The organism is Serpens gallinarum, from assembly GCF_014836765.1.
In the GTDB taxonomy this organism is placed as follows: Bacteria; Pseudomonadota; Gammaproteobacteria; order Pseudomonadales; family Pseudomonadaceae; genus Serpens; species Serpens gallinarum.
Genome location: NZ_JACSQG010000008.1, coordinates 34,464 through 46,931, shown reverse-complemented (window position 1 = coordinate 46,931; position 12,468 = coordinate 34,464). Strand labels below are relative to the sequence as shown.

10 protein-coding genes are annotated in these 12,468 nt (G+C 62.6%); 2 read left to right on the top strand and 8 right to left on the bottom strand.

Annotated features, from left to right (window positions below; genetic code table 11):
• The first annotated feature begins 13 nt into the window (after nt 1-13).
• A complete protein-coding gene (locus H9642_RS14045; RefSeq protein ID WP_251837081.1) occupies nt 14-673 on the top strand; it encodes a CoA transferase subunit B in 660 nt (219 codons plus the stop codon).
• A gap of 14 nt (nt 674-687) precedes the next feature.
• On the top strand, nt 688-1,866 hold the full coding sequence (locus tag H9642_RS14040) for an acetyl-CoA C-acetyltransferase (protein ID WP_251837080.1): 1,179 nt from the start codon (nt 688-690) through the stop codon (nt 1,864-1,866).
• A gap of 213 nt (nt 1,867-2,079) precedes the next feature.
• Here the strand turns inward: H9642_RS14040 and H9642_RS14035 are convergent, their stop codons facing one another.
• The 8 genes from H9642_RS14035 to H9642_RS14000 form a co-directional block, all read right to left on the bottom strand.
• Entirely contained in the window at nt 2,080-2,553 is a 474-nt protein-coding gene (locus H9642_RS14035) for a MaoC family dehydratase (RefSeq protein ID WP_251837079.1), read from the bottom strand.
• A 359-nt stretch (nt 2,554-2,912) separates the two neighbouring features.
• Entirely contained in the window at nt 2,913-4,007 is a 1,095-nt protein-coding gene (locus tag H9642_RS14030) for a DUF1513 domain-containing protein (RefSeq protein WP_251837078.1), read from the bottom strand.
• A gap of 68 nt (nt 4,008-4,075) precedes the next feature.
• Complete coding sequence (locus tag H9642_RS14025; protein WP_251837077.1) at nt 4,076-5,131, bottom strand: imelysin family protein; 1,056 nt, start codon at nt 5,129-5,131, stop codon at nt 4,076-4,078.
• A 9-nt stretch (nt 5,132-5,140) separates the two neighbouring features.
• Nucleotides 5,141-6,559: a di-heme oxidoreductase family protein gene (locus tag H9642_RS14020; protein WP_251837076.1), complete on the bottom strand. Its 1,419-nt coding sequence runs from the start codon at nt 6,557-6,559 to the stop codon at nt 5,141-5,143.
• 127 nt (nt 6,560-6,686) lie between these two features.
• Nucleotides 6,687-8,021 carry an imelysin family protein gene (locus H9642_RS14015; RefSeq protein ID WP_251837075.1) on the bottom strand — a complete coding sequence of 445 codons (1,335 nt, stop codon included), beginning with the start codon at nt 8,019-8,021 and terminating at the stop codon, nt 6,687-6,689.
• 575 nt (nt 8,022-8,596) lie between these two features.
• A complete protein-coding gene (locus H9642_RS14010) occupies nt 8,597-10,645 on the bottom strand; it encodes a putative bifunctional diguanylate cyclase/phosphodiesterase (RefSeq protein ID WP_251837074.1) in 2,049 nt (682 codons plus the stop codon).
• A gap of 341 nt (nt 10,646-10,986) precedes the next feature.
• Entirely contained in the window at nt 10,987-11,568 is a 582-nt protein-coding gene (gene sodB / locus H9642_RS14005; RefSeq protein WP_251837073.1) for a superoxide dismutase [Fe], read from the bottom strand.
• Nucleotides 11,569-11,805: 237 nt separating this feature from the next.
• Nucleotides 11,806-12,408 carry a LysE/ArgO family amino acid transporter gene (locus H9642_RS14000; protein ID WP_251837186.1) on the bottom strand — a complete coding sequence of 201 codons (603 nt, stop codon included), beginning with the start codon at nt 12,406-12,408 and terminating at the stop codon, nt 11,806-11,808.
• Nucleotides 12,409-12,468 lie beyond the last annotated feature (60 nt).

Below are 12,468 nucleotides of genomic sequence, written 5' to 3'. Positions count from 1 at the left end.
GAGAAATAATCCCATGGCACTGACTCGCGAACAGATGGCGCAGCGCGTGGCGCGCGAATTGAAAGACGGTTACTACGTGAACCTAGGCATTGGTATTCCCACCCTGGTGGCCAACTATGTGCCGGCCGGCATCGAGGTGATGCTTCAGTCTGAAAACGGCCTGCTGGGCATGGGCGCCTTTCCGACAGAAGCCGAACTGGACGCCGACATGATCAACGCTGGCAAGCAGACCGTCACGGCGCTGCCCGGCGCCGCCATTTTCAACTCGGCCGAATCCTTCGCCATGATCCGCGGCGGCCACGTCGACCTGACTGTGCTGGGCGCCTTCGAAGTGGACGTGGAGGGCAACATCGCCTCCTGGATGATCCCCGGCAAGCTGGTCAAGGGCATGGGCGGCGCGATGGACCTGGTGGCCGGCGCCGACAACATCATCGTCACCATGACCCACGCCTCCAAGAACGGCGAATCCAAGTTGCTGCAGCGCTGCTCGCTGCCGCTGACCGGTGCCGGCTGCATCCGCAAGGTGCTCACCGATCTGGCGTATCTGGAAATCGAAAACGGTACCTTCATCCTGCGCGAGCGTGCACCGGGCGTGAGCGTCGCGGAAATCGCCGAGAAAACCGCCGGGCGTCTGATCGTGCCCGAGTTTGTTCCGGAAATGACCTTCGACTGAACGGAGTAATTGCCATGCAAGACGTCGTCATCGTTGCCGCCACCCGCACCGCGATTGGCAATTTTCAGGGCGCGCTGGCCAGCGTGCCGGCCGTTGACCTCGGCGCCGCCGTGATCCAGCGCCTGCTGGAGCAGACCGGCGTGCCGGGCGCGCAGGTCAATGACGTGATCCTTGGTCATGTGCTCACCGCCGGCGCCGGGCAGAACACCGCACGCCAGGCGGCGATCAAGGCCGGTTTGCCCCACAGCGTGCCGGCCCTGACCCTCAACAAGGTCTGCGGCTCGGGCCTCAAGGCCGTGCAACTGGCCGCCCAGGCGATTCGCTGCGGCGACGCCGAGGTGGTGATCGCCGGCGGCATGGAGAACATGAGCCAGGCGGCCTATGTCATGCCCGGTGCGCGCACCGGCCTGCGCATGGGACATGGCAAGGTTATCGACACCATGATCCAGGACGGGTTGTGGGACGCCTTCAACGACTACCACATGGGCATCACCGCCGAGAACCTGGTGGAGAAATACGGCCTGTCCCGCGCGGAGCAGGACGCCTTCGCCGCCGCCTCGCAGCACAAAGCCGCCGCCGCCATTGAGGCCGGGCGCTTCGCCGACGAGATCACGCCGATTCTGGTGCCCCAGCGCAAGGGCGAACCGCTGGCTTTTGTCCTCGACGAGCAGCCGCGCGCCGGTACCACCGCCGAGTCGCTGGGCACACTCAAACCGGCGTTCAAGCAGGACGGCAGCGTCACCGCCGGCAACGCGTCCAGCCTCAACGACGGCGCCGCCGCCGTGCTGCTGATGAGCGCGGCCAAAGCCAAGGCGCTACGCCTGCCGGTGCTGGCGCGCATTGCCGGCTACGCCAGTGCGGGGGTTGACCCGGCGATCATGGGCATCGGCCCGGTGGACGCCACCCGTCGCGCGCTGTTCAAGGCCGGTTGGGACCTCGAGCAACTCGACCTGATCGAGGCCAACGAAGCCTTCGCCGCGCAGGCGCTGGCGGTGGGCCGGGAGCTGCGCTGGGACGCCGCCAAGGTCAACGTCAACGGCGGGGCGATTGCCCTCGGCCACCCGATCGGCGCCTCCGGCTGTCGGATTCTGGTCACCCTGCTGCATGAACTGATTCGCCGCGACGCCAGCAAGGGGCTGGCCACGCTGTGCATCGGCGGCGGTCAGGGCGTGGCGCTGGCTGTAGAGCACTGAACTACTGTTGAGGGTGCCGTTCGGATGGCTTGGGAGGGTGTGTAGGCGCCAGCTCGCTGGCGATTGGCGACGTTATTGCAACGCATCGCCCAAGCTGGCTCCTACAGAGTGCTCAGTCGACGGCTGCTCAGAAACCAAAACGCCACGTCCTGCGACGTGGCGTTTTTTATTTCTTTTCTGCTGCCCAGTCGGTGCAGCAAGAAAGGCGGAGGGTTAGCGCCCAGTCGGCAGGAAGATATAGCGGCTCAAGGTATCGACCACGCAACCGGGGCGCTCGGAGCCTTCGATCTCGACGGTGACGCGCACGGCGAGTTGCACGCCGTTACCCTCCACCGGCTCGGCCTTTTGGATCACACCATGGCCGCGAACGCGGGCGCCGACCTTGACGGGGGCCGGGAAACGCACCTTGTCGCATCCGTAATTGACGCCCATGAGCAGGTTGTCGACGCGCAGCAACTGCATGATGAATTGGCTGGCCAGTGACTGGGTCAGGTAGCCATGGGCGATGCAGCCGCCAAACGGGGTCTGTGCGGCGCGCACCGGGTCGGTGTGGATCCACTGATGGTCACCGGTCGCCTCGGCGAACAGGTTGACGCGCTCCTGGGTCATTTCCAGCCAGTCGGTATGGCCCAGATCCAGGCCCGCAGCGGCGATCAACTCTTCGGCAGTGGTGAAAATAGCAGTCATGAAAAGGTTTCCTTACGCTTTGACAAAACTGTTAAGAGTCACAGGCTAGACGCTGTTGGCAAAGGTGCAATCCAGGCGCGGTAATTCTTCAGCGGCACACAGCGTAGGAGCGCGTAAGACGGCGTTGAGCGTATCGCGGTGGATAGTGATGGGTATCGGCGCGATGCCAGCGAGCTGCCGCGCCCAAGGCTACCTACGCATCAGGCATGCAAACGGTAGGGGCGAATTCATTCGCCTGGCGCACAACCTACAAGCCACGCAATGGCTGCGACGAACGCCGAAGCTTCAAGCCGCTTGGTTCCTCGCCCCCTCGCAGTATCGGATGGCTCGGTGTTCGGCGAATGAATTCGCCCCTACATTCAGGCCAGACGCAAATGGTTGTCCCAGAGCCCGGCCGGCAGCTGAAGGGGTTCGGTGAGGATTTTCGGTCCCCGGCAATCATAGTGGCGGCAGCGGCCAATGCCGGCGCTGACCACGAAACCATCGCGGCTGGCGGCTACGCCGGCGCAATCGGGCAGGACGGTGTCCAGCAGCAGTTCGCTGCTGTCCAGGTTCCACACATAGAAGCGGTTGCCGCGCGGCGCGGTGATGGCCAGCAGGCGCAGTTCGTCGTGGATCGCGACGCTGGCGGTGTACTGGTTCATCACCTGTCGCTGGAGGTCGCCGAGGGGAAAGGGCTGGAACGGCTGGCCGGGGCGTTTGATGGCCACCAGCGGCACGGCGTGTTCGGGGTCGCCTTCGTACTGCTGGCCGGTGACGAGGGTGCCGTCACCGGCCACGGCCATGTGACGCACGCTGTTCATCTGATGCTCAAGGTGCTCCTTGCTGATCAGTTCGCCGGTGCGCGCCATCAACACCAGGCTGGCTTCCATACTGTCGAGATTGAGCATCTGGCGACTGTCGGCCTCGGTGCGGATGCCGCCGTTGGCCACCGCCAGGGTTTCGCCGTCGGGCATCCACAGCAACTGGTGTGGACCGATACCGTGGGTGGGGTGTTCGGCAACGCGCGTTAACTGGTTGTTCTGCAGGCGATAGACACCCAGCAGGCCACGGCCAGGGTCTGAGGTGTCGTTCTCGGTGCTGTAGAAGAATTCGCCGTCTTTATGGAACACGCCATGACCATAGAAATGGCGCTGCGCCGGGCTGGCCAGGGTCTGCAGCAGACGGCCGTCGCGCAGATCAATCAGGTAGCTTTCACGGCTGGGTCGACGACCGACGAACACCGCCAGAGGCAGGCTGGGATGCACTTCCACGTCGTGGCAGCGCTCGTTGACGCGGGTGGCGAAGGCCTGTGTGCCATCCAGGTAATAGCCGACGGCGTAGTGATTGCCGTCGGCATCGTTGCGGGCGGAGAGCATCAGCGGCTGTGTGCCCTGCTTGACCAGGGTCCAGCCACCGAACGCGCCGGCGGCCAGCAGGGCGCTGCCCAGGCCAAGAAAAGTGCGGCGTTGCATTACATGAGTCCTTGGTGAAACAAACCGGTTAACAGGCGTTGAAGCAGCCTGCGTGGTCACTGCTGTGTTCAGTCACCGTCATGGGCGTTGAAACCCATCTGGATGCCGAGGGCCTTGGCCAGGTCGCCTTCCTGCAGGCGATGCAGACGGTTGAGGCTGTCGTACAAGGCGTTCAGCTCTTCTCGACCGCTTTCGCTGACAAGCAACACACTCAAGGGCTGCTGCAGAGCGGCGAGACGCTGGCGGGTGTCGGTGTAGGCGAAGCTCACACGTTCGGCCAGGTCGTGCTGATGACTGCCCAGCAGGCTGCGCAGGCCGTCCTTGTCGGTGCCGAGCCAGAGCTGTTCGGCGCTGGCCAGGGCGGCGCCGAGGTTGGCCAGGCTGGTATTGCTGCGCCAGCCTTCGGCCTGGAACGGCTGCGGTATGCCCTTGCTCAAGCGGCCCATGGGCGTGCCGAGCTTCTTCTTGAGGCCGTCGATGGCCGAAACCTGGGTGCGCAGCAGGTCGGCGATGGCTTCCTGGGGCTCGGCGTAGCGCTCGTTGGGGAACGTCTTGAACTGCTCGATCAGGCCGGTTTGCCACTGCTCCAGCACGTGGGCACTGAGCGCCTGTTGATGATTGCCGATGGCAACCAGTAGCGGGCAATAACGGGTTTTCTGCGTGGCATCGCTGAGGTCGATGTTCGGGTCGAAGAGCAGGTATTCGTAGGCGGTGAGGCCTTGCACCACCACGCTGCCCTTGTCCAGATCGGTCTGGGTCAGCTGGGGCTTGCTGTTGAGCAGGTTTTCCACCTGACGCGCGACCAGGTTCTTCTTGTCCGGCCAGAACTGCACTTGCCAGGCCAGGTTGCCTTCGGCCAGCGGGCCAAGCTGCAGGGGGTGCAGGGCGGACCAGCTGCTTTGTGCGCTGAGGTAGGCCTGGCGCGCTTGCGCCAGGTCCTGCGTGCCGGCGCAAAAGGCGCTGGCGCTGTCGGCCAGTTGCTGGTCAGCCGTGGCCCAGGCGCTGTAGGCCGGCAACAAGACCTTGTCAGCCAGGGCCTGGCTGGCCTGGGTGTGCGGGTCTTTGCTGCAGGCGCTGAGGGTCAGGCTCAGGCAGATCACGGCAAGCGGGAGAGGACGGAACATGGTGACTCCTTACAGGGAATTCAGGAACGCCAGCAGGGCGGTGCGCTGCTCGGCATCGAAGGTCAGCACGCGCTGGCGGGCTGCCTCGGCTTCGCCGCCATGCCACAGGATGGCTTCGAGCAGGTTGCGCGCGCGGCCGTCATGGAGAAACTGGGTGTGGCCGTTGACCGTTTCGGTGAGGCCAATGCCCCACAGTGGCGCGGTGCGCCATTCGCGGCCGCTGGCCTGGAATTCCGGACGATGGTCGGCCAAGCCCTCGCCCATGTCGTGCAGCAACAAGTCGGTATAGGGACGAATGGTTTGGTTGGCCAATTCCGGCTCGGCGGCGTCAGCGCCCGTCACGAAGCTGGGGACATGGCAACTCTGGCAGCCGGCCTGATGGAACAGTCGTTTGCCGGCCAATACCTGGGGCGCATCGACCGTACGGCGAGCCGGCACGGCGAGGTTGCGGGTGTAGAACAGCACCTGCTTGAAGATGCTGTCGCTGACTTCCGGCTCGCCGCCCTCCGGCGCCGCCAGGCAGTCCTGCTGGGTGGCCGTGCAGGAGGTGCCGGTGAAAATGGAGTTGCTCAGGCCCATGTCGTTGAAAAAGGCATCGGCGTTCTGCTGGGCCAGGCTGGGCTGGCCGGCCTTCCAGCCGAAACGGCCCAGTACGGTCCGGTGGGTGAGCTGGTCGCGCACGCGGTTGGGGCGTCCGGAGATGCCGTCGCCGTTTTTATCTTCCGGATCGGCATGGGCCAGGATCGCCGCTTCGGGAATGGCTTCGAGCAGGCCGAGGCCAATCATCGGTGGCGCAATGCGTGCAGAGAACAGCGTCTGCGGGTGCAGGGGGCCGTAGCCGAGCTGGTCGATATCCAGGCGCGGTTGGCGCAGCTCCACTTCGAAGCCATCGGCGAACTGCACGGGGAAATAGTCGTAGCTGACCCGCACCCGCCCTTCGGGCGTCACGCCGGGAATGGCCATGTCCTGTAATTGCCCACCATAAACAGGCTCAGGCACGACACCGTTTTTTTCCACCACCGCCAGGTGCTCGGCGCCGGCGGGGATCGATAAACGCACCAGCATGGACACCGCATGGCTGGCACCGACAGCTGGCGGGTGACCGCGGCCATCCTTGATGTGGCAGTTCTGACAGGCGTTGGTGTTGAACAGCGGTCCCAGGCCATCGCGGGCGGTGGTGGAGGCTGGGGCGATCACCCAGGGGTTGCGAAAGAAGCTATTGCCGACGCTGAAGTCCAGGCGGCGGCTGGGCGCCAGGTTGGCCGAAGGCAGGGAAAACGCATTCACATCGCTGCGCTGGACGGTGGTCGAGCCTGCGGACAGCGCTTCGCCAGGCTCGGCGCGGGTGAAATCCAGATCTGAGGCGTCCCGGCAGGCGGTCAGGAACAGCGTAAAGAGGAGCAAGAAACCGTGGGGCAGGGCGGACATTTACAGCTCCGGTACAGACTCGGGCAAGAATCAGGCAAAGACGAGCATTTGGATGAGTGCTGAGGGTGTGTTGCGGCCAAAAACCCTGCAGGCCGGAAAGCCCGGCCTGCAGATGAACACGCGACGATCAGAATTGGTGATCAGCGGTGTCCGGGTTGAGGTCGCCGATGCCCAGTTTGGCGGCGGCCTGTTCGATCGAGGTGGTCTGCTTGACCAGGGCGGCGATGGCGTCGCGGATCAGTTGCTGGCCTTCGGTATTGTCAGCGGCGATCAACTGGTCGTAGTGCACGCCGTTGTCGGCGCTGTCCACCAGGGCCTGCAGTTTGGCTTCGGTGGTGGCCAGGTCGGCTTGCAGCGTGGCGTCGGCGGCGGCGTCAGCCATGACCACCAGGGAGGACAGGCTCGGGCCGGACAGGGTGCTGCCGTCGACCTTGCGGTATTCGCCCAGGTAAATGTTGCGGATGCCCTTGCCGTTGTAGAAGTGCGAATTGTGCGTGTTGTCGCTGAAGCAGTCGTGCTCGTCTTCGGTTGAGTTGGCTTCCAGGGAGACCTTCATGCGCTCGCCGGCCAGTTCGCCAAGGGACAGGCTGCCCATGCCGAAGAGCATCTTGCGCAGGCCATTCTCGGCGGATTCGGCTTCCAGGCTGGCGCGGTAATTGTTGGCATCATTGGGTTGCCATTGGGCGGCCATTTCGTCCAGATCAGTGACCAGTAGGTCGGTGGCGGCCTTCAGGTAGGCGCGGCGGCGCTCGTTATTCCCGCCGGTGGCGTCTGCACCGACCATGAAGTCGCTGGCGGGGCGCTGACCTGCGCCGGCATTGGTGCCGTTGAGGTCCTGGCCCCAGAGCAGAAATTCGATGGCGTGGTAACCGGTGGCGACGTTGGCCTCGGAACCGCCCAGTTCATTCAGGCTGGCCAGCAGTTCGCCGGTGATTTCACTGGCATCGAGCTGTTCTTCCCCCACCTGGATCTGGGTGTTGGCAATGATGTTGGCGGTGGCGCCGGGGTTGCCCAGGGCGTGCTGGTAATCCTCGACCACGTAGTCGATCAAGCCTTCATCCAGCGGCCAGGCGTTGACCTGGCCTTCCCAGTCGTCAACGTTGGGGTTGCCGAAGCGGAACACTTCGGTCTGCATGTAGGGCACGCGGGCGGCCACCCAGGCGTCTTTTGCAGCTTGCAGAGTGGCGTCGTTGGGCGTGGCGAGGAAAGCATCGATTGCAGTCTGCAGGGTTTTCGCCGTACTGGCGGCGTCGCTGAAGATCGCGTAGGCCATATCCGCGTAATGGCTGACCACGGCCTTGGCGGTGGCCTGGTCCAGTTGGCTCGTTTGCGCGGGGGCGGATTGTTCAACACTGGCTGCCGGCGTGCTGGCAGTGGTCGTCTCGTTGTTATTGTCGCCGCAGCCTGCCAGGGCGATGGCAAGGGCGAGCAGGCTGGCGGAGGCCAGGGGAGTACGGAGCATGGGCGAAATCCTTTGCGTTCGAGAGAGGAAGCCAGAAGGGGTACAGGCAAACCGACAACATAATGCGAAAGATTTGCATTAAGCGAAAGGGGCGCTGCGATAAAAAACTCGCGAGAGTGGTCAACCCCCCGTTTTGGTGTGCGGCATAGAATCCGCTTCTTTTCTCGTAACGGTTCCAGAGGCTGTATGAATTCGAGTCTGACGGTGGCGATAGCCCTGGTCGTGGCAAAAAAGGATTCGGCGGCCTGCTGCGCCGTTTCGACGGCAATCTCAATGGCCGGCTGGATGACGCGGAGTGGCAACGGGTGCAGATAGCCGCCCAGATGGAGGCCAAGCAGTGATATCGGCAGGCCACCTCGTGTGCTGACTGGCATGGGCTCTACAAACCTGGCGAGGCGCAGCCATTCATTTTGTCCGGCAGCGGCAAGGAAGGGGCGGTTCGGCATCTACGTGGACAGGCGCTCCTGAGTGCCTTGGTGTGCCTGACAGGTGCGTGCGTAAGGCCGTGCTGATCAATCAGGGGCTATAAGCGGTCGCGGGCACGCAGGTGTGTCGCATATGGCTGCTTGCCAGGCTCAGCCGCTGACGAACGCGTGGGGGTTCTTGCCGAGCACGCGGGCCTGGTGCAGAAAGGCGGTCAGATCGGCGGCGGCCAGCGGTTTGCTGTAGAAATAACCCTGCCCTTCATCGCATCCCTGCTCAATGACGTAACGCTCTTGGGCGGACGTTTCCACGCCTTCGGCAATCACCTGCATGCCGAGGTTGCGTGCGAGCTGAATGATCGTGCGGACGATGGTCGCATCGTCTGCGTCCTCGCTCAGGTCCCGTACAAAACTCCGGTCGATCTTGATCTTGTCCAGCGGCAGGCTCTTGAGGTAACTGAGCGATGAATAACCGGTGCCGAAATCGTCGATGGCAATCAACGCACCGGCGCGACGCAGGCTGAGCAGGTTCTGCGTGGCGGTGCCGATGTCTTCCATCAATCCGGTTTCGGTGATTTCGAGTTCCAGACTGCCGGCGGGCAGGCGGTAGTAGCGCAGCAGTTGATCCACTTGGCTCGGCAGGTTGGCATGGTGCAATTGCACGGTGGACAGGTTGACCGCCATGCGTAAATTGTCGAACCCCTGATCGTGCCATTCGCGCAACTGGCGGCAGGCTTCGTCCAGCACCCAGGCGCCGATGCTCAGGATGCAACGGCTCTGTTCGGCGATGGGTATGAAAAAGTCAGGCGCAATGGCGCCATGCACCGGGTGAGTCCAGCGCAACAGGACTTCGACACCACACACGGCCCGGTCGGGATAATTCAGTTGCGGTTGGTAAACCAGGTGCAATTGTCCCAATTCCTGGGCGTTGAGCAGATCCTTGTTCAACTCGCGCCGGTGGCGTATTTCTCGATCGACACTGGCGATATAGAACTGGTAGCGGTTCCGCGAGCGGCGCTTGGCCAAGGTCATGGTCTGTTCGGCTTTTTGCAGCAGTTCTTCGGCGTTGTTGCTGTCGTTGGGGAACAGGGTGATGCCGAAGGTGGCATGCAGCCGAATGGGCTGACCGTCCAGGACGAAAGGGGTGTCGAGCCCATCGAGAATCTTTTGTGCCAATTCAGCTGCTTCATAGGGCTGGCTGATATCGATCTGGATCATGGCGAACTGGTCGCTGCCCAGCCGGGACAGGCAGCCGGGTTGTTGGCAGTAGCCACGCAAATAGTCAGCCAGGGCCAGCAGCAGGCGATCACCGGTCTGATAGCTGAAGCGTTCATTGATCTCGTGAAAATCATCCAGGCCCAGGCAGAGCACGGCAACCATCCGCTGGCGGCGCTTGGCGTCGTTGAGCTGTTGCTGGAGTTCGGTTTGCAGCAACTGCCGATTGGGCAGGCCGGTGAGGTAATCGTAGAGGGCAATGTGGTGCAGGTCGGCTTCACGCCGCAATGGGGTGTGGCGACCGGTCCCGCTGAGCGGGTGCTCGGAGGGGGTTATCCAATGCGCCGGTTGATTGTGCTGATGGTCCTCGAGCATGGTGAGTCGATGCTCCCCGGGATGGTCTCGCTTGATGTGCACCCGATCGCGGAAACTTCGCTGCAGAGGATTGAGCTGCCGGAAAATCACGTAGAGCAGCAACGTCAAACTCAAGGAGCCAAGAACGCCGGACAGGAGGGTCATCAGCGACGCGTGGATGAGCGTGCGCCCATACGAAGCGGTATCCAGCGTCAGGCTCAGGATGCCCTGAGGAGGCTGAACGGGTTCGCTCAGTGGGCTGGCAAAGGAATGCGTGGGCCCGAACAGCCTGTCGGTCAGGGCGCGCTGGGTCGTTTGCTGCAGGGCGCGACTACGTTCGGCCAGCGGCAGTTCTCCGGCCTGGCCCAAGGATGCGAATTGTGTGGCCTCGTCCTGGAACATGCCTTCAATCACCCACTCTGCCATCTCCCTGTCCAAGCTACGCAGCGCTTGCGTGGAGGAGGCGCGGAACATGTCAAGAATGCGGGTGGCATCCTGGTCGATTGCCTGACGGGTCTGGTGGATCTGGTAGAGGATCTGCCCGCAGCTCACCACCAGGCTGACGGTCAATGCGGCTAGCAGCACGACCCAGAGCAGCTTGAGCGACAAGCTGTGTTTGTGTTCCTGCATCAAAAGGCGAATTCCTTGAGCGGCCTGGACAGTCCTGGTTGCCGGTGAGTTGGCCTGTTGAAACAGGTTCCGGCAGGAGCCCAGAACGCGTGCGCTTGAGTAAGGCGTCTTACTGCGTGGCTTCTACTGCTCTGTGTCGGATGGTGAGTCGAAGACTTTAGGAAAATGCCGAAAAGGTCCGGGGAAAGTGTGCGGTTAATCACAGTTGCAAGGGGGCAGGCCCGTGGCGTGAAAAAGCGGCTGATGGTAGCGCCTGGATTTGCATCTTTGGAAACAAAAACGCCCCGCTCTAAGGCGGGGCGTCAATACTGTGCACCAAGTCAGGCTTGATGTACGGCCTGGCTTCAGGCAGCGAAGTTGCTGGCCACGAAGTCCCAGTTGACCAGGTTCCAGAACGACTCGACGTACTTCGGGCGAGCGTTGCGGTAGTCAATGTAGTAAGCGTGTTCCCAGACGTCGCAGGTCAGCAGCGGGGTGTCACCGCTGGTCATCGGGTTGCCTGCGCCGATGGTGCTGGCCAGGGCCAGGGAGCCGTCAGCCTTCTTCACCAGCCAGCCCCAGCCGGAACCGAAGGTGCCGATGGAAACCTTGCTGAACTCTTCCTTGAACTTGTCGAAGGAGCCGAAGGAAGCGTTGATGGCATCGGCCAGAGCGCCAGTCGGCTGACCACCACCGTTGGGCTTCATGCAGTGCCAATAGAAGGTGTGGTTCCACACCTGAGCGGCATTGTTGAAGATCCCACCGGAGGAGGTCTTGATGATCTCTTCCAGGGACTTGCCTTCGAATTCGGTGCCTGGAATCAGGTTGTTCAGGTTCACCACGTAGGTGTTGTGGTGCTTGCCGTAGTGATATTCCAACGTCTCGGCAGAGATGTGCGGCTCGAGGGCGTTCTGTGCGTACGGCAGAGCAGGCAATTCAAAAGCCATGGAAGGTTCTCCTTTGTTTCATCAGGGCAAGGCAGGCGGCCGGCAGTGGATCGCTGGCGGTTGACTGGGAGTTTGTACTCCCTTGCTGCGAAGACGGGATCATAGCACCGCGGCTCAGGCTTAGCCACGCGGCATCCGGCAAGAGGGCCGGTGCCAGAGCCTTTACGAAACGGCGCTGCCTGCGTTTGGCCGGCGCCCGGGCGGTGAGTGAAGTGCATGTCGCGCCGGCTGTGAGTCTCAGGTGTTGAGCAGCAATTGCACGGCTATGGTGTACATCATGATGGCCACTGCCAGGTCGATGAGTCGCCAGGTAAGCGGTCGGGCCAGCCAAGGAGCAAGCCAGGCCGCACCGAGGGCCAAGGTGAAAAACCACAGCAGCGAAGCGCTGGCGGCGCCGACTACATACGCACCCGGCATCGGCTGCTGAGCGCCAAGCGAGCCGATCAGCAGCACGGTATCGAGATAGACGTGGGGATTAAGCAAGGTTACGGCCAGGGCGGCGAGCATTACAGCCTGAAGGGAACGCGGAGCGTTTCCTGTTGTCTGTAGCCCGCCTTGCGGGCGCAAGGCTCGATAAAGGGCCTGGCTGCCATAGAACAGCAGAAAGGCCGCGCCACCCCAGCGAGCGAAACTCAACCAGAGCGGGTTTTGCGTCAGCAGCGTGGCCAGGCCGAATACCCCAGCGGCAACCAGCAAGGCATCGCAGATCACACAAAGCGCCGCCACCGGTAAATGATGCTCGCGCCGCAGACTCTGAGCCAGAACGAAGGCGTTTTGCGCACCGATGGCCATGATCAGCCCTGCGGCAATCAGCAGACCATTGACATAGCTTTGCCACAAAGGAGTGTTCATGGAGATCAACTTTCGGTTGGTAAAGGCTTGGGTAAGCGGAACTTGATG

Excerpts from the sequence above, each read along its gene's own strand:
- H9642_RS14045 (WP_251837081.1), top strand. The coding sequence starts at position 14 with ATGGCACTGACTCGCGAACAGATGGCGCAGCGCGTGGCGCGCGAATTG.
- H9642_RS14040 (WP_251837080.1), top strand. The coding sequence starts at position 688 with ATGCAAGACGTCGTCATCGTTGCCGCCACCCGCACCGCGATTGGCAAT.
- H9642_RS14035 (WP_251837079.1), bottom strand. The coding sequence starts at position 2,553 with ATGACTGCTATTTTCACCACTGCCGAAGAGTTGATCGCCGCTGCGGGC.
- H9642_RS14030 (WP_251837078.1), bottom strand. The coding sequence starts at position 4,007 with ATGCAACGCCGCACTTTTCTTGGCCTGGGCAGCGCCCTGCTGGCCGCC.
- H9642_RS14025 (WP_251837077.1), bottom strand. The coding sequence starts at position 5,131 with ATGTTCCGTCCTCTCCCGCTTGCCGTGATCTGCCTGAGCCTGACCCTC.
- H9642_RS14020 (WP_251837076.1), bottom strand. The coding sequence starts at position 6,559 with ATGTCCGCCCTGCCCCACGGTTTCTTGCTCCTCTTTACGCTGTTCCTG.
- H9642_RS14015 (WP_251837075.1), bottom strand. The coding sequence starts at position 8,021 with ATGCTCCGTACTCCCCTGGCCTCCGCCAGCCTGCTCGCCCTTGCCATC.
- sodB (WP_251837073.1), bottom strand. The coding sequence starts at position 11,568 with ATGGCTTTTGAATTGCCTGCTCTGCCGTACGCACAGAACGCCCTCGAG.